Origin of the sequence: Spectribacter hydrogenoxidans (genome assembly GCF_031846275.1) — a bacterium.
Classification (GTDB): Bacteria; Pseudomonadota; Gammaproteobacteria; order Nevskiales; family Salinisphaeraceae; genus Spectribacter; species Spectribacter hydrogenoxidans.
Window position 1 is genome coordinate 1 of the sequence record NZ_JAVRIB010000015.1, and the last position, 17497, is coordinate 17497.

At 59.2% G+C, this 17497-nt stretch carries 14 protein-coding genes and 1 riboswitch; of the genes, 9 read left to right on the forward strand and 5 right to left on the reverse strand.

Translation table 11 applies throughout. The annotated features are described in order from the left end of the window. The 7 genes from pglX to RM532_RS13175 all read left to right on the forward strand — a co-directional run. Nucleotides 1–2238, forward strand: a 2238-nt coding sequence (pglX, locus tag RM532_RS13145; protein WP_311653796.1) for a BREX-1 system adenine-specific DNA-methyltransferase PglX, incomplete at its 5' end; no start/stop codon positions are given. Between the two features lie 52 nt (nucleotides 2239–2290). After that, nucleotides 2291–4117: an ATP-binding protein gene (locus tag RM532_RS13150; RefSeq protein ID WP_311653797.1), complete on the forward strand. Its 1827-nt coding sequence runs from the start codon at nucleotides 2291–2293 to the stop codon at nucleotides 4115–4117. Nucleotides 4118–4129: 12 nt separating this feature from the next. Beyond that, nucleotides 4130–4954, forward strand: coding sequence for a type IV toxin-antitoxin system AbiEi family antitoxin domain-containing protein (locus RM532_RS13155; RefSeq protein ID WP_311653798.1), 825 nt, complete (start codon nucleotides 4130–4132; stop codon nucleotides 4952–4954). Then, nucleotides 4947–5876 carry a nucleotidyl transferase AbiEii/AbiGii toxin family protein gene (locus RM532_RS13160; protein WP_311653799.1) on the forward strand — a complete coding sequence of 310 codons (930 nt, stop codon included), beginning with the start codon at nucleotides 4947–4949 and terminating at the stop codon, nucleotides 5874–5876. The genes RM532_RS13155 and RM532_RS13160 overlap by 8 nt, the downstream gene beginning before the upstream one ends. Then, nucleotides 5873–8503 (forward strand): BREX-1 system phosphatase PglZ type A, encoded by a 2631-nt coding sequence (gene pglZ / locus RM532_RS13165; RefSeq protein ID WP_311653800.1) that lies wholly within the window; start codon nucleotides 5873–5875, stop codon nucleotides 8501–8503. The genes RM532_RS13160 and pglZ overlap by 4 nt, the downstream gene beginning before the upstream one ends. Beyond that, a complete protein-coding gene (brxL, locus tag RM532_RS13170; RefSeq protein ID WP_311653801.1) occupies nucleotides 8487–10550 on the forward strand; it encodes a protease Lon-related BREX system protein BrxL in 2064 nt (687 codons plus the stop codon). Before pglZ ends, brxL begins: the two co-directional genes overlap by 17 nt. Nucleotides 10551–10704: 154 nt before the next feature. Then, entirely contained in the window at nucleotides 10705–11097 is a 393-nt protein-coding gene (locus RM532_RS13175) for a hypothetical protein (protein WP_311653802.1), read from the forward strand. 2 nt (nucleotides 11098–11099) lie between these two features. Here RM532_RS13175 and metK read toward each other — a convergent pair whose 3' ends face one another. Further along, nucleotides 11100–12386 (reverse strand): methionine adenosyltransferase, encoded by a 1287-nt coding sequence (metK, locus tag RM532_RS13180; protein ID WP_349255326.1) that lies wholly within the window; start codon nucleotides 12384–12386, stop codon nucleotides 11100–11102. 165 nt (nucleotides 12387–12551) lie between these two features. Beyond that, a riboswitch (SAM riboswitch) is annotated at nucleotides 12552–12628 on the reverse strand. A 56-nt stretch (nucleotides 12629–12684) separates the two neighbouring features. Next, the gene (locus RM532_RS13185) at nucleotides 12685–13161 is read right to left on the reverse strand and encodes a hypothetical protein (protein ID WP_311653803.1); all 477 of its coding nucleotides are present in this window, start codon (nucleotides 13159–13161) and stop codon (nucleotides 12685–12687) included. A gap of 168 nt (nucleotides 13162–13329) precedes the next feature. Here RM532_RS13185 and RM532_RS13190 point away from each other — a divergent pair, with 168 nt between their 5' ends. Then, nucleotides 13330–13782 carry a hypothetical protein gene (locus RM532_RS13190; protein WP_311653804.1) on the forward strand — a complete coding sequence of 151 codons (453 nt, stop codon included), beginning with the start codon at nucleotides 13330–13332 and terminating at the stop codon, nucleotides 13780–13782. A 200-nt stretch (nucleotides 13783–13982) separates the two neighbouring features. Next, complete coding sequence (locus RM532_RS13195; RefSeq protein ID WP_311653805.1) at nucleotides 13983–14768, forward strand: hypothetical protein; 786 nt, start codon at nucleotides 13983–13985, stop codon at nucleotides 14766–14768. Between the two features lie 279 nt (nucleotides 14769–15047). Here RM532_RS13195 and RM532_RS13200 read toward each other — a convergent pair whose 3' ends face one another. From RM532_RS13200 to RM532_RS13210, 3 genes are read right to left on the reverse strand one after another with little or no spacing between them, the layout of a single operon-like run. Further along, nucleotides 15048–16019, reverse strand: coding sequence for an HD domain-containing protein (locus tag RM532_RS13200; protein WP_311653806.1), 972 nt, complete (start codon nucleotides 16017–16019; stop codon nucleotides 15048–15050). Between the two features lie 19 nt (nucleotides 16020–16038). Beyond that, nucleotides 16039–17271: an Arm DNA-binding domain-containing protein gene (locus RM532_RS13205; RefSeq protein WP_311653807.1), complete on the reverse strand. Its 1233-nt coding sequence runs from the start codon at nucleotides 17269–17271 to the stop codon at nucleotides 16039–16041. Continuing rightward, nucleotides 17264–17497, reverse strand: a complete 234-nt coding sequence (locus RM532_RS13210) for a hypothetical protein (protein WP_311653808.1) — start codon at nucleotides 17495–17497, stop codon at nucleotides 17264–17266. The genes RM532_RS13205 and RM532_RS13210 overlap by 8 nt, the downstream gene beginning before the upstream one ends.

Below are 17497 nucleotides of genomic sequence, written 5' to 3' on the forward strand. Positions count from 1 at the left end.
CTGGGGCGGGATGCGGCGGAGACTCTCCTGCTACTGGTGGCGCAGGCGGAGGTACTAGCGAAAGCTTTTGATGCGGTGGTGGCGAATCCTCCATATATGGGAGGCAAAGGCATGAATGCCGACATCAAAGCTTGGGCGAAAAAGGCTTTCCCGGCTAGCAAGGCGGATTTATTCGCTATGTTTATTGAGCGAGGTTTTGGTTGGTGTAAGTCCTCTGGACAAATCAGCATGGTGACCATGCATAGTTGGATGTTCTTGCCGCGATTTGAACAAATTCGGACTGAGATTATTGAAAGAAAATTGATTTTTTCGATGGCTCATTTGGGAGCGAGGGCGTTCTCAGAAATATCCGGAGAGGTTGTAAAAGCCACTGCTTTCACTGTCCTGAATAGTGGGGCGCCGTCATACAAGCCTGTTTTTCTGCGTCTAACAGAAGGCAGTGAAACTGAGAAAGATGCTGCACTTAAATCTGGATCAATGAGATTTGAAAATAAGTCTCAGGCCGATTTAATTAAAATTCCAGGAAGCCCGATAGCCTATTGGCTGCCGGGTAGCATAGTAAAAATGTACGAGGATGGTGCGTTGCTTGGGGACTTGCTTCACGCAGCAGCAGGACTGCAGACAGGGAACAATGATAGATTCTTGCGTTATTGGTTCGAGATTGATCAACGCAAGGTTGCCTATCATGTTCAGTCTCAGGATCATGCAGAACAAACTCAACGCAAGTGGTTCCCATGTAATAAAGGCGGGGGATTTAGGAAATGGTCTGGAAATAAGGATTATTTAGTAAATTGGGAGCGTCGGGGATTGGATATCCATAAGTACAATAATGTCGATTTGCATTTCTGCGGCTCGCCGGTTCGGGCTAAGGAAAGATATTTCAATGAGTCAATAAGCTGGTCGGACATTGCATCAGGGCAGCCTGCCTTTCGGTATTTCGAACAAGGTTTCATTCCTGAAGCCAAAGGCATGTCCGCTTTTAATAAAGCGGGTGCTTTTTCTCTTCATTTCATTTTGGGTTTTTGTAATACGCCAATTGTTCGAGAGCTGGCGCCAGCTCTAAATCCAACAATGAGTTTTCAGGTTGGTAATTTTGAGAGTCTGCCGTTGCTGCTAAGTAAATCACAAAGCATTGCTCGAAGAATCGAGAAAAATGTTCGTGAACTAATCAAAATATCGGAAGATGACTGGGATATGTATGAAAGGTCATGGAACTTCAATGCACATCCGTTGATTTCGAACCCCCAAGCCGGAGGGGGTGGGATTCAACATAATTTCGGTGGTTGGATTACTCGGGTTGAAGAACACGCCGCTCGGGCACAGGCGCTGGAGGAAGATAACAACTCGGCGTTCATTGAGTGTTTTGGTCTTTCAAATGATCTCTCTTATGCGGTAGACAAAAGTGAAATCACTCTTACGTCGAATCTAGATTATCGCTACCGTTCAGAACCTGATTGCGAGGTCAAAATGACCTTTGCCAGAAAAGATGCTTCTGTTGAGCTTGTTTCCTTTTCTGTTGGCTGTATGATGGGCCGCTACAGCCTAGACTCCCCCGGCCTGATCTACGCCCACGCCGGCAACGAGGGCTTCGACCCCAGTCGCTACACCACCTTCCCGGCCGACGACGACGGCATCGTCCCCATCACCGACGAAGCCTGGTTCGACGACGACGGCGCCAACCGCATCCGCGAATTCGTCCGCGTCGTCTGGGGCGAGGAGACGGAGGCCGAAAACATGGCCTGGCTCGCCGAATCCTTGGGGCAAAAAGCCAGCGAATCCGCCGACGACACCATCCGTCGCTACCTCAGCCGCGACCTCTACAAAGACCACCTGCAAACCTACAAAAAGCGGCCCATCTACTGGCTGTTCAGCTCCGGCAAACACAAAGCCTTCGAAGCCCTCGTGTACCTGCACCGCTACAACGCCGGCACACTCTCCCGTATGCGCATGGAATACGTCGTCCCCCTCCAGTCCCGCATGCAATCCCGCATCGACAGCCTCGAACAAGACATCCACGCCGCCACCTCCAGTGCCGAAACCAAACGCCTGCAAAAACAACGCGACAAACTCACCAAACAACTCGACGAACTCCGCCGCTACGACGAAAACCTCCGCCACTACGCCGACCAACGCATCACCCTCGACCTCGACGATGGCGTGAAGGTCAACTACGGCAAGTTCGGGGATCTGCTGGCGGAAGTGAAGGCGGTTACGGGGAAGAGCGCTCGATCGCGATGAAAACGCTTGCCGCACTCGCGACGCCCCGTATGACACTGCTGGGGAATATGCCATGCGCCTAAAAGCTATCACTTTGGAGAATTTTCGCGCCTACGCTGAGCCTCGCCGTCTGGCGTTCGATGATGTGACCACCATCATCGGCCGTAACGATGTTGGTAAATCAACTGTGCTCGAAGCACTGGAGATTTTCTTCAACAGTGATGTTGTGAAGATGGAGTCGTCGGATGCGAGCGTCAGAACCGATTCGTCGGTAGCCGTTATCACCGCCGAATTTGACCAATTGCCGCACGAGCTCACTCTGGATTCAGGAGCACCGACGACGCTTGCGGGCGAATACCTGCTGAGTCAGGCGGGGACACTTGTGATTCGCAAGGACTTCGACTGCAGCAAGTCCAAGCCGAGTGAGGACGCATTCATTGTCGCCAATCACCCGCGCGTCGAGGGGCTCAATAATCTGCTGGAGCTCAAGGAGAAGGATTTGCAGGAGCTGGTCAAACTGCGCGTCCCGGACGGGCCGTTGAAGGGAAACCCTGCGATGCGGCATGCGTTATGGAGCTCGGTTGAAGATCTGGAGCTTGGCGAAGTGGGGATTCCAATCTCGAAGCCGAAGGAGGATAGCAAGCGCATCTGGGAGCAGGTTGAGCGGCATTTGCCGATATTCGCTCTGTTTCAGAGCGACCGGCCTAGCAAAGATTCTGACGGTGAAGTACAGACGCCAATGAAGGCGGCCATTGCTTCGGCTATCGCGGAGGTCAAGGCTGAAATCGAAACCATCCAGCACAAAGTCCAGGAGCGCGCGGAGGAGATTGCCGATCTGACACACAAGGCACTGCAATCCATTGACTCGAACCTCGCGCAGTCGCTGTCGCCGCGTTTCACGCCGCCGACCCCGGCCAAGTGGAACGGGCTGTTCAGCATGGGTATGGAAACTGACGAGAACATCCCACTGAACAAGCGGGGCAGTGGCGTGCGGCGGCTGATCCTGGTGAGTTTCTTCAAGGCGGAAGCCGAGCGCAAGATGGCGACTTCGTCCAGAGCACAAATCATCTACGGGGTGGAGGAGCCTGAAACATCTCAGCACCCGACTAATCAGCGGATTCTGATCGATGCGTTCAAGACTTTGGCTGCCGAGGATGGCTGTCAGGTAATCCTGACGACGCACAGCCCGGGGCTTGCGAGCGAATTGCCGGCTGACAGCGTGCGGTTTCTTCATGGCCAGCCGTTTCAAACGCCTGACATCGGGTCAGGTGCAGCTGTCTTTGGTAATGTTGCAGAGACGCTCGGCTTGTTGCCAGACAGTCGGGTGAAAGTTCTGGTGTGCGTAGAGGGCCCAACGGACGTCGCGGCGCTGCAGGGGTTGAGCCGAGCGTTCCATCAAGAGGATCCGACGATCCCAGACTTGTCGACGGATACACGCTGCGCGTTCGTCGTGGCTGGGGGTTCGACACTCAAGCACTGGGTGACTGAGCACTACTTGAAGGGTTTGGGTCGTCCCGAGGTCCACATCTACGACAGTGACGTTGGAAAGTATCAGGCCGCTGTCGATGAGGTGAATGCACGTACTGACGACCTGAATTCCTGGGCGACTTTGACCCGGAAGCACGAAATCGAATGCTACCTGCACAGCGATGCGGTGGAAGACGAATTCGGGTTCGGCATCGACGTTGTCGATCATCCAGATGACCAGAGCCCCGCGCCGCCAAAGGCATTCGGCCTTGCGTTTGCTCGACACCGAGGATTGGACAACCCGATGGGCGATTCCAAGTCCAAGCAGAAGCTCAGCTTCGCGTTTGCGAGGATGACGGCAACCCGCATTCGGGAACGCGATCCGGATGGCGAAGTCGAGCTATGGTTTCGCGAAATTGGGCGACGTCTCTGATCAAGGGTTTACATGCGCGCACACGAGGGTAATATTGCTACCTCTATGACGCGCATTTCAAACCTAATAGCTGAGCTCCCGCAAGGAGCCGTCGTCGGGAACGCCTGGCTGGAACAGCGCAGCGTCAGCCGCGATCTTGCCAAGCACTACGTGCGTTCGGGCTGGCTCCAGCGAGTGGGCGTGGGGGGCTATGCGGCGAGCAGAGGAAAGCCGACTTGGCAGGGGGCTATCTGGGGCCTGCAGCAGGTCAAAGCGCCCGTATGGCCGGGCGGCATCACAGCTCTTGCTATGCAGGGCTATAGTCAGAACGTCGGATTCGGTGCGGGGGGATATGGAAGCGGAAGCTTTGGCAGGGGACCACAGGTAACTCTCTTCTCGGAACCAAAATTTCAGCTTCCTGCCTGGTTCAAGCGACGGGACTGGGGCCCGGAGGTCTCACTGCACCGAGCAAGCCCCTTTGTTGAAGATGTTAGTGATGTCGCTTGGCAAATGGTGGACTGGCAAGACCAGCAATTGAAGGTGTCTTGCCCCGAACAGGCTGCTATCGAACTCGCGAGTCTAGTCAGGGATGAGCACAGTTTTGAGCAGTTGCAGCACGCGATGGAATCACTGCTGACGCTGCGTCCCAAGCGCATGAACCGATTGCTGGCGGCATGCCGCTCGGTCAAGGCTAGTCGCCTCGTTCTTTTGCTGGGCGAGTACTACAAACATCCCTGGACCGAGCGCCTGGATCGAGATCAGCTCAACCTGGGGAGTGGCAAACGCCAGCTGTGGGCTGGGGGCGCTATGCACCCGCAATACGGCATCACGGTCAGCCGGAGCTTGCTCCATGGCTAGACCGATCTACGAAGCACAGGTTCGGTTGCTGGTTTCCACGTTGCCGCTGGTGGCGGAAGAGCCATGCTTCGCCTTGAAAGGCGGTACAGCAATCAATCTGTTCGTTCGTGACCTTCCTCGGCTCTCGGTGGATATCGACCTCACGTATCTGCCGCTGGAAGAACGCGGGGTGGCATTGCCCAATGCTCGGGCTGCACTGCAAAGAATTGGCCGGCGCGTTGCTGAGGCGACCGGTGCTCGCGTAGACCTGATGGAGAACCGTGGCGAGGGTTTGCTGCTTTACGTCGAGCGCGCGAAGGCGCGCATCAAGGTTGAGGTCAATCCGGTGCTTCGCGGCTGTTTGAAGCCGCCGAAGTCCATGGATATTAGGGATCTCGCGGAGGACGAGTTCGGATTTGCCCGCATGCCTGTACTCGATCTGGCCGACCTCTACGGCGGCAAGATCTGCGCGGCTCTGGATCGCCAGCATCCGCGCGACCTGTTTGATGTGAAGCTCTTGCTGGATGAAGATGGGCCAACCCGCGACGTGATCGAGGGCTTTCTCGTCTATCTGATCAGCCATCGTCGCCCCATTCGGGAATTGCTGGCCCCAAGACTGGCCGACATCCGCGAGACTTTCATCAATCAATTCCAGGGAATGACGCGCGAGCCTGTGCAGGTTGAGGAACTCGAGCATGCGCGTGAGGAATTGCTGGCACGGCTGCGTGAAATGCTGACCCCGGCTGACTGTGCCTTCCTGCTGAGCGTAAAGCGCGGGGAGCCGGACTGGTCGCATCTGCCGTATCCGCATGTTCAGGAATTGCCAGGTGTTCGCTGGAAGCTACAGAACATCGGGAAGATGAAGCCTGATGCTCGGCAGCGCGATCTCGCGGCGCTCGAGGAAGTGCTCGCTACGCACTACAACTATGGAGGGAAGGAATGAGCGCGAGTGCCGTGCCAGATCGCATCACAGCCGGCCTGAGCAAGTTGCTGGCTGATGGGCATCGGGTGATCTGGTGGTCTGATCCTGAAGCGGAGTTTCTTGATGCAGTGGGTGAGCTGACACTGGACGGTGCTGAGTTCATCGCTTTGCAGGATAGCGCCGCACTGGCCATCAAACGCCGCATCGAACTGGATGAGGACGATCCCGCCATCGTGCTTTACGAAAGCCAACCCGCGCCCGACCCAGATGATGACTGGCTGTTGGACGTGCGCCTGTATGCCGCACCGTTCGCGGCGGACGCCACGTCCATGCTGCAGCAGGATCTTGGCCTGCGCAGCGCGGGCGTGCGCGATCATCTGAAGTCACGCGCGCGCTTTTTCGCCAGCAAGGAACGCACGGCAAGGCTGGCGGCCAAGATCCAGCCTGACGATCACGCCCGCGACATCGATGCGAAGATCTGGGCGGTGCTGGCGCGCAGCCCCTCTGCCGATGCCTTCACGCTGCTGATGGATTTGCTCTGCGACGTGGCGGCGCTGGAGGTCGGCACGCCGGCAGATGAGTCGCCTCTGTGGCGCGAATTGGGCAAATACGGTCTGGAGGACTTCGCCTGGCGGCTGATCGAAACGCAATTCGGTTATCGCGATAAAGCGCCGTCTCTGGCTCGGCTGGTCCTGCGCTTGTTCGTGACCGATCTTGCACAGGGCTTGCACGCGGAATTGCCGCCGGGGTTGGCGAAGTTGGTTTTGCCCGATGCGCGCATGTCTTCGGTGGCCGTGTTCCTGTCCCAATGGCGTGATTCTTCGACCCGTCAGGAGATGTACGACCGTCTGTCCGCGCGTGTGGCGGACGAGTTGCAGGTCAGGACGCACCTGAGTGGGCTGGCGCCTGATGACGTAGGCATTTGTGCCACCTTCGTGGAGCTCGAGCGGATCGTTGCCAATGGGTTGCGTGATCTATTGCTGGATAACCACGCTGCAGGCGTTGCCGCCGACATTCGCCGCATTGCGACGGGTCGGATGGAAGGGTTCTGGGCCAATACCCGCTGTCTTGATACCGCGGTTGGCAAGCGATCAACATGGCGTAGCTATTATCTGGCGCTTCTGGCAGCAACGGATCTATTCGCAGCGATCGATGCCCATGCCCGGCAGTTCACTTACGCCGGCGCCGACGAAGCCTATCGGGCATACACCGATACCCTGTTCGAGATCGACCAACTGTATCGGCAATTTCACGAGGCAGCGGATAAGGTTTCCAGCCGTTATCCGGATGCGATGGCGCCGCTGGATGAACAGGTCGAAGCCCGGTATCTGAATGGCTATCTGTCCAAGCTCGCTGCCCACTGGGATGGCCATCTGAAAGCAGGCTTGCTCGACACCTGGAAGATCACCGGCATCGACAACCAGCAGGGCTTCTATAGCCGTGTCATCGCGCCTTACGTGAAAGGCGGCGATGAGCGCCGGATGTTCGTGATCATCAGCGATGCCCTGCGCTACGAGGTAGCTGAAGAGCTCAAGACGCAGATCAATGGCCGCGAGCGTGTGGAAGCCAAGCTCTCAAGCCAACTCGGTGTGCTGCCGAGCTACACCAAGCTGGGCATGGCTAGTCTCCTGCCGCACCAGCACTTGAGTTACACCGACAAGGGCACAGTGCAGGCGGATGGCTGTTCGACAGATGGACTGGAGAACCGCAGCAAGATTCTTGACGGCGTCAAAGGCGTGGCGCTCAAAGGCGAAACGCTGGCCAACATGGGCAAGCAAGACTTGCGTGACCTGGTGCGGCCGTATCGGGTGGTATACATCTACCACAACACCATCGATGCGATGGGCGATTCTGCGAGCACCGAATCACATACCTGGACGGCCTGCCGACAGGCCATCAATGAACTGGCTGATCTGGTCGGGCGACTGGTAAACAACGCCAATGCCACGGCCATCACAATCACCGCCGATCATGGCTTCCTGTTCCGCGAGACGCCACTGGAAACAGTCGACAAAAGTGCCATGGGCCCAAAGCCTGCCGGCACGATTCTGGCCAAGAAGCGGTACTTGATCGGCAATGATCTTGATGATACCGAGTACGCGCATCATGGCCGTACAGCGGTGACAGCTGATACGGATTGCGACACCGAGTTCTGGCTGCCGCAGGGTGCCGGACGCTTCCACTTTGTGGGCGGTGCGCGTTTCGTGCACGGCGGCGCCACGTTGCAGGAGGTGGTTGTGCCGGTGATTGAGATTCGTCAAAAGTACGGCAAGTCAGCTGAATCGACGCGGGTGAGCAAAGTAAGCGTGAATGTGCTTGGACACCAGCATCGTGTCACCACCAATCGGCATGTCTTCACCTTGCTGCAGACCGAAGCTGTCAGCGAGCGGGTGCTGGCCTGCTCGGTGAATGTGGCGTTGGTCAACCAGGACGGTGAGCCGGTTTCTTCTGTGGCGTTGGTGCGAATGGACAGCGACGAGACCGATATGAACCAGCGACAGACCAAGGTGCCGCTCAGTCTGCTCGCACAAGCCGTGCACAAGGGTGATCAGCATTACCTCACCCTGAGTGACGCCGAGACCGAGGTGGAACTCCAGCGCATTCCGGTGCGCATCGATTTGGCGATAGAAAATGACTTTGATTTCTGACAACTCCGCCCACACCGGCGACAGCTTGGATCTCGACGCCAAGCTGATCGAGTATTTCCCCGGCAAGATCGTCCGTAAGGATCTGACCAAGCGCCTAAAAGAAGGCGCGAATGTACCTGTGTACGTTCTCGAGTATCTGCTGGGTATGTACTGCGCCTCGGCCGATGATGAGCAGATTGATATCGGTATGGACCGCGTTAAGCAGGTGCTGGCGGAAAACTACGTGCGACCGGACGAGGCCGAGAAGATCAAGGCCAAGATCCGGGAAGCCGGCAGCTTCAAGATCATCGACAAGGTGACGGTTCGGCTTAACGAGAAGAAGGATCAGTTCGAGGCCATGTTATCCAATCTTGGCATTACGAACGCGAACATCGAAGGCCGTCATGTCAAAAACTTCGAGAAGCTGCTGGTTGGCGGTATTTGGTGCATTGCCACTATCCGTTACTACTACGAGGAAGGACAAGGCGGTTCGCCGTTTACGATCCAAGAGCTAAAGCCCATCCAGATGCCGAACACGGATCTCGATGCCCTGCTGGATGCGCGCCCACAGTTCACGGAAGAAGAGTGGCTGGATGTGTTGCTGCGCTCCACTGGCATGGAGCCATCGCACTTCGAGACACGGGTGAAGTGGCATTTACTGGCCCGACTAATCCCGTTTGTAGAGAACAACTATAACGCGTGTGAACTGGGGCCGCGCGGTACCGGTAAAAGCCACGTTTATAAGGAATGTAGTCCGAACTCCATTCTGGTATCTGGCGGGCAAACCACGGTCGCTAACCTCTTCTACAACATGTCACGCCACCAAGTGGGCCTCGTTGGCCTCTGGGATGTAGTGACCTTCGACGAGGTTGCCGGCATTCACTTCAAGGACAACGACGGCGTCCAGATCATGAAGGACTATATGGCTTCTGGATCGTTCGCCAGAGGTCGCGACTCGATCAACGCGCAGGCCAGCATGATGTTCATCGGCAACATCAATCATTCGGTCGAGTCGCTACTGAAGACCAGCCATCTGTTGACCCCCTTCCCGGAGGCGATGATTGACTCGGCCTTTTTCGATCGCTTCCACGCCTATCTCCCGGGCTGGGAGATTCCGAAGATGCGGCCAGAGTTCTTTACTAATCAGTACGGTCTGATCACCGACTATCTTGCCGAGTTCATGCGTGAAATGCGTAAACGCAACTTCTCCGACGAGATCGATCGCTACTTCAAGCTAGGCAACAATCTTAATCAGCGCGATAGCATCGCCGTGCGCCGTAGCGCATCGGGCTTGCTGAAGCTTTTGCACCCCCATGCGGGGCATGACAAGGAAGCGGTTCGGCGATGCCTGGAATATGCCCTGGAAGCCCGCCGGCGCGTAAAGGAGCAGCTCAAGCGCATTGGCGGCATGGAATTCTATGACGTGCATTTCTCTTACATCGACAATGAGTCGATGGAAGAGCACTTCGTGAGCGTTCGCGAGCAAGGCGGCGGCGGTTTGATTCCGGAGGGACCCAGCCACCCCGGCACGGTGTATACCGCGACCACCGGGTCTGGTGGTCACCTTGGTCTATATCGACTTGAAACGCAGGCAACGAGTGGTAATGGCAAGCTGACAACCTCGGGATTGGGCTCAAGCGCGGCCGCGAAAGAACCTCTGAAGGTTGCGCACGACTATTTCAAGGCGAATATCTCCCGCGTCAGCACCATGACGAGGGCGGGGGAGTTCGACTTGCACCTGCACATCGTCGAGTTAAACAATACCGGGCCGGCCAAACAGATGACGCTTCCGGCATTTCTAGCTTACTGCTCGGGCACGATGGGGCGGCCGCTTCAGAGTCAAATGTTGGTGCTAGGCGACATGAGCCTAGGTGGCAACATCGTTCCAACGGAAAATCTCGCCGAAGTACTGCAGGTTGGCATGGATTCCGGCGCTAAAAAGGTGCTGCTACCAATGAGCAGTGCCAAAGATATTGCGTCTGTGCCCAGCGAATTGTTCTCCAAGTTTCAGGTCAGCTTTTACTCTGACCCGGTCGATGCCGTGTTCAAGGCGCTCGGCGTTGATTGAAGCTGATGGACTCAGCTCACCTTTCCAACAGAACACGTGGATTGTTGAGAGCCTGTTTCTCGGCGGACAAGCTGGTTAAGCAGTAATGCATACGAGTGATTCGCGTGATCGGTTAACCGATATTCTCTTCTACGGTCTTTATCTCGACCCGCGCATGCTCACGGACCGCGGGGTGCAACCGCGCAACCCGCGGCTGGCCTCGGTACCGGATCACCAGCTTTGCATTGGTCACCTCTCCACTATTGTGCGGTCGCCCGGTGATCATGCATTCGGGGTTGTTTACTCGCTCACCCACGATGAAATCCGCGAGCTTTACCGGGACTCTGGCTTGGATGTCTACGGACCGGAGGCCGTCATCGCCGAACTCTTCGACGGCCCCAGCATCCCCGCCGTCTGCTGGATTCTGCGCGAACCGCCGTCGCCCGACGAGCAGAACCCCGACCTCGTCGAAAAGCTCGGCCGGGCGATGGCCGAGGCGGGCCTTCCCGCCATCGACCTGTCCCGGCACACGGCCGCCGCCGTGATGGGCGTGACTGCGCCATGCTAGGATCAGTAGCGATTCGCCCACCAGGCGCGCATCTCGTCGCTGACCTGCCCGGCGCCATGCAGTTCCTTCATGAAGCGGGACAGCTGCCGTTGCTTTTCCGGCGCGCCGGGTCCGAGCCCGAGTTCTGCCCGCAGCGCATCGACCCGGGCCGTCGATTCCCACGTGAATTCCGGCAGCTCCCGCCCGAAGTGGCCGAAAGCCGCGGTCGCCGCATAGATCGGTCGTGTCAGCTCGAGGTCCCGGATGATGCCCGCCGGCGACAGATCGAAGACCCGATGGACGGCCTGTTCAATCTCCGCCTCCTCAATGCTGGCGGTGCCATGAGTGTCCACACGCACCGACACCGGGGCTGCTCGGCCGATCGCATAGGCCAGTTGCACGGTGGCCTTCGACGCCAGCTCCGCGGCCATCACCGTCTTGGCGACCCATCGCGCCGCATACGCGGCTGACCGGTCAACCTTGGTCGGGTCCTTGCCCGAGAATGCGCCACCGCCATGCGGACAGCTCCCGCCATAGGTGTCCACGATGATCTTGCGCCCGGTCAGCCCGGTATCCGCGTGGGGGCCGCCGGCCTCGAATCGCCCGCCGGGGTTGACCAGGCACTGGGAGTGGGGGCGCATCAGTGCCTTGGGCATGATCGGCGACACGACCTGTTGCATGACCTGGTTATGGAGCTCGATCTCATCGAGGGTGCCATCGGTCTGGGTGGAGACCACTACGGTTTCAATGGTCGCCGGGCGGCCGTCCTCATAGCCGAGCGTCACCTGGGCCTTGGCGTCCGGGCGCAGCCAGAGCAGGGTGCCGTCCCCGCGCAGCCGCTTGTGCTGCTGCATGATCCGGTGTGCCAGGCGGATGGCCAATGGCATCAGCTCCGGGGTCTCGTCACAGGCGTATCCGAACATCAGGCCCTGATCGCCGGCCCCGAGTTCGCCATCCTCGTGAACGACGGCCCCGGCGATCTCCACCGACTGGCCGTGCACCCGCAGGAGCACCTCGCAGCGGTCGGGGTCGATGCCGGGAAAGCTGTCGTTGTAGCCGGTCTCGCGCAGGACGCCACGGACCAGCCCGTCCAGCTCGCCACGCAGCTGCTCGAAGTGCCGTTCGTCGCGAAAGCCGAATTCGCCGGCCACCACCACGAGGTTGTCGGCCAGCAGGGTTTCGCAGGCGACCCGCGCGTGGGCGTCCAGCGTCAGACAGCGGTCGAGGACGGTATCCGAGATGCGGTCGGCCAGCTTGTCGGGGTGGCCGTCGGAGACCGACTCGGAGGTGAAGAGATAGCGCTGCGTCATGATCCGATTCCTCGTCCCCGAACAGAAACACCGGCAGGTGTCGGTCGGGGAGTGAACCGGATACCGCCGCTTTAGCCGTACTTGTATCCCGCCCGCAAGTTGGTACTTAAATCGGCGGCTGCCCGGCACCCGGGCAATAAAAAACCCGCTCAGCGAATACGCCAAAGCGGGCCTTTCCAGGTCGCTTTAGCGGCATTTGTTACGCGCCCGCAAGCTGAGCTCAAATCGGCGCGATGTGAAGACTAGCAGCGCTACCGAGGCCCTGCAAATGCGTCGCCGAGATTGGACGGGCCCGTGTTCAGGACAACGCCGCCATCAGATCGTCCTGGTGCTGCCACTCGAACTCGCGCTTGATTTCGTATCGCACGAGCACCCAAAAGTCCGGCTTGGGCTCGCCGGATTCGGCCTCGAGCCAGGTTCTGGCGTCATCCAGGCAATCGCGAAGGGTGGCGGCAATCAGCGACCAGTCCGGCTTCGGATCGTATTCGTACTGGGAATAGACCAGCCAGCTCGGCGAGGTGTGGCCGTGGAAGGCGTGGTGTGCCAGCTGCGGGGTGGGGTAGCACTCGCGGAACCGGGGATGGAGGCTGCCGTAATGCTGATGCAGGAACTGATCGACGAACACCAGGCTGAGCATGGCAGCCCGCATGCGACTGCGGTCTCTGGACCGACGAATCACCTGCTCGGTGCCGCACTGGCAGATTCTCGTGCGCTCCCGATCCTTCAACGGCTGGGCCTCGAACCAGGCGAATGTTTCCGGCAGGGAGGTGGCCATATCTGATCTCTCCGTGACGTTTTCTGGGCTTTTCCGACACGCCCTGTCGGATGGATCTGCCAATAATGGACAGCGCGCAGCAAACGTCGCAGGGTGAGCGGTGTCTAGCGGGCAGCCTGACGCGAAAATTGCCAAGCGGCTAGTCTCGACGTCTCGGGAGCGGATGCCATGAGCCAGATCAACCGATTGGAAGAACCCACATTGCAGCTCCTGTCATTGCTAGTCGCGGGCGTGCTTCTGAGCGGTTGCGTTGCAACCGGCGAACCCCGCATGCGGACGCTCTCGGAATTCCAGTACGGCGACCGCGATACCGGGACCATCCGTGACAGCAACTATCAGCGGCAAGGCGATATCCAGCAGCGGGGCGACGACTACATCATCCGCGACAATCTGTACCGCGCGAAGTACCGGCTGGACCGGCAGGCCGACGGCAGCTATACCGTGCGTGACTCCAATTACCAGCCCGTGGGCGAGATCAGTGCGCCTGACGCCGGCGGCACGCGTCGGGTGCGGGATGGCGGCTACCGTCCTAAGGGGCGTATAGAAAGCAGAGATGGTGAGACGATTTATCGGGACCCGAGCTATAAAAAACGCTTGGGAACGGAACTTGAGCTGGAATGACGTCCGGTTCGAAGGCCGAAAGCCACGTGTTAGCGGTGACGAACTAGTATTCCATCGAGTCTCTGGCAGTTTACGGCCATCCTGAGCCACCCTTCCGACGGCGTGACAGATCCTGACGCGGCAAGAGTCGTCGCCATCGCGGCTGTCGGGCCCCGAGCCAGCGTAGCGACTCCATCCCATCGACTAATGGAGAAGCTCACATGGGAAACTCGGAAGTAGATAGCAAAGAGCCTCGTGGTTGCTGGACGCTGCCCAAACTGCACTTGCGCGCCGCAACGCGAGAGTTTGGCCGGTACTTGTGGTGCTGGGCACCGGCACCAATCGAGGGTGACTGGCATTTGACCGTGGCTGTGGCCAACGTCGGCGGTGGCTGGCGCGTCGCTGATCGCCACTTCGGGGATGAAGCCTCGGCCTACCGGGCGGCGGCCCGTTACAACGCAGCTCGGGGCGTCGAACACGGCGCCATGGAACGAATCCGAGCATCTGCTGCGGCGGCGCCGGCAAGAGGCGTGTCATTCAGACTGCCGAAGGCTTTCGAGTTCTCGAGCAACGTTTTCGAGGGTTTTCAGCGGTACGCGGAACCCTGGAAAGAGGCCGCATGGCCTGTCCCCCGGCCAGACTTTCCGTTGCAGCTGTCCGAGGAAAGTGAAGCCGCGGCCGAGGACCAGCTAGCCGGTTGCTATTGGGCTTGGTCCGTGGTCGAGTTGATTGCTGGATGGGGCGTGTGTGCCATCGCGGCGAATCGGGCGGGTGTATACGTCAGCCCGGAGTTCGTCTCCGGTATTCGCGAGATGGCTACCGCTGCAGCGGATGCAAATAACCATTATCGCGGCGTGTCCAAGGCTCAGGCCGCTCGCATTATCGCGAGCGGCCAGTTTGCTGATGGATGTGTCGGGGCTCATCTCGACCAATTGCTGCGCGCCGGCAAGTATCACTATTCGCTGACAACCGGGCCTGATTCCGGAGGAGGACAGGGCGCCATCTGACAGGTGGTCCTCGGGCACCGTTGGCGGTTAACAGATACCGGTAGTGCCGGCGCGACCGTCGTTTCATGGCGCGCCGAGTATCAGCATCGCGGCGTATATGAGAATAAAGCCCAGTGCGATCATCATCAGGCGCTCGTATGGATTCATGGCGCTTCTCCGGTTTGTTGTTGTTATTGATCGGAATCGGCGTCGTCGGATATGCAGTTGCCCCGCATGGCCCGGCTCGCCGCCGAGCCATGCATGGCAACGCGTTGTGGCGGCGGCGGGCCGCCGGTGGGGTCAATGCGGCAGCGCGTGCTGCTCGCTTACCAGCGTCTGATGCGCCAGTACAGGTAGCGCGGCGAGCTGTTGCCCGGCCAACGTCTCACCCAGTAGGGCCGACAAACGCCGGCCATTGGCCAGACCGGCACTGATCCGGTCGGCGTACACCACGATGTCGGCGCCCACGAAACGCGCGCGATGGCGCATCGCATTAGGTTGTCCGATGTACCCGAGCATGTAGTTCAGGGCGGCAGCCAGATCCGGCGCGCGCGAGCGCAGCCACTCCAGGTGTCTATCCAGCAGACGACTGGTCTGCACCCCGTGGTCGACCAGCTTGTAGTGCACCGGCCGGGTGTCGTTGTCACCCACGGTCCGGATTTTTCCCAAGTCGTGCATCAGGGCGACGACCTTGATGAGATCACACTCTACTGGTGTAAGCGCTCCCTCAGTCAGCCGATCACACAGCGCCATCACATGCATGCTGTGGATCAGTAGACCGCCTCGGGCGGCGTGGTGATGCCCCAGACTCCCCCGGCAGGTCAGGATCGCCGGGCTGATACGGGTATCGAGTAGCACCCGGTTGATGAAACGACGCAGCGGCTCGGGGTCCAGCTTGCCCACCATGGTCTCGAGCGCTTCGAGCGCGGCAACGGCCGCCTCGGGACACAGCGACCGCGGCAGCAGCCGGGCTGCATTCCTGATCTCCGGCTCACTGATGGTATGCAGGGCCCGCAGATCGCCGATCACGCGGCCCCCGAATCGGCGGACATACAGCGCCGCCTGGACCGGAACGGGCCGATGGACTGGCAGATTCCCCAGCAGGCCGGATTCCGGCCAGACGTAGGCGTCGATCGAATCCCTGCTGTCCTCCAGGGTCGCCGTGGCGAACCACTTGCCGCCGGATGTCTGGCGCTGGGTCACGTCGGTCAGCAGATACTGGCCCTGGACGATGCTGTTGAGACGCGTAGGCGCCTTGTCGAGTGCTGTCATGACAGCCTCCTTTTTCTTATTAATGGGGCGTTGTTGCGTTATGGGACGCAGGGACTGCGCCAACGCCTGAGTGCGCGTCCCTGTGCGAGGTGATCTGACCGGCCAGCAGCCGCTCCATGGCCGAGCCGTCGCGCCGTGTCAGATTCGGCACGAATCGCGAGTAGGTCTTGAACAGCATGGTGGTATCGCTGTGGCCGAGCTGTCGGGCCACCCACTCCGGGTTCTCGCCCGCCCCCAGCCAGAGCGTGGCTGCCGTATGCCGGGTCTGGTACGGCCGGCGCCGCTCCAGGCCCAGATACCGAAGTAGGGGGAACCAGACCCGGTTGTTGACGTTATCCAGATCCAGCGGCGCCCCGGCGGCATTGCAGAACACGAAGTCCGACAGGCTGGCGGTGGCCTCGTGCTGTACCTGTAATGCCTCCAGCACCGGCTGACTGAGGTCGACCTCGCGCTGGGACCCATCCGTCTTGGTGGTTTCCAGGCGCCCGCGCACCAGGTTTCGACGCACCAGAATCTGGCGCCGCTCGAAGTCCACGTAGCGCCACTGCAAGCCGTGTAGCTCGCCCGTGCGCAGGCCGGTGAAGAACCGCACGATCAGATACGGCCGATAATCGGGCCGCACCGTATCGATCAGGGACCGGACCTCGGCCATGGAGAAGGGGTGAATATCCACCCGCTGCTGCTTGAGCCGCTTGATGCGATCCACCGGATTGGTGAAGTCGTAGCGCTCACCCGCCTCGCCAAGGATCTGGCCATGGATCTGGATGATGCGGTTGACCGTCTTGGCTGATAGCCCCGGATTGCCCGAGCGGCCCGGCACTTCCACCAGCCGCGCCCGGAACGCTAGGATCCCGGCCTTGGTGATCTCGCCCACCGGCTGCTCGCCGAACGCGGGAATCAGGTGCCGGTCGAGCGTGGAGCGAATGGTGGCGCAATGCGAATTCCGCCACGCGGGTCGATTCTCGGTAAACCAGGTCTCTGCGAACTCTCTATATAGAGGCGTGCCCTGGACAGCCTGGGTGCCACTGGCGGCGACAGGGCCGGCAAACCGGCTCGCATTCTTGCTGCCCGGGAAATAGCGCGCGTAGTCGAAGGTGCCCAGGGTGATCTCGGCTTCGATCTTGTCGAGCACCTTCTGCATGCGTTTCCGGTTGGACGCGTTGTCCGTGAGTTTCGTGTACTCACGGCAGCGTTGGCCCTGGTAGCGGAAGTCGAAGAAGAGCTGGCCATTGTTAGCGCGAATACTAGACATGGCAGTTCGCTCCATTCGCCATCGGAATGGAGGTATCGAAGGCCGGCTGCATGAACATGTCCGCTTCGATGGCCTCCCAGATGTATAGAATCTTGCGTCCGTTGAACGGCCGAAAGTAATGACGTCCTTCGAGGAGGACTGAATCCTTCAGCCGTTCACGAATTGTTCTCGCGTCATACTTGATGCGTGCTGACAGCTCGTTAGTCGTGAGATACGTTTGTGTCAT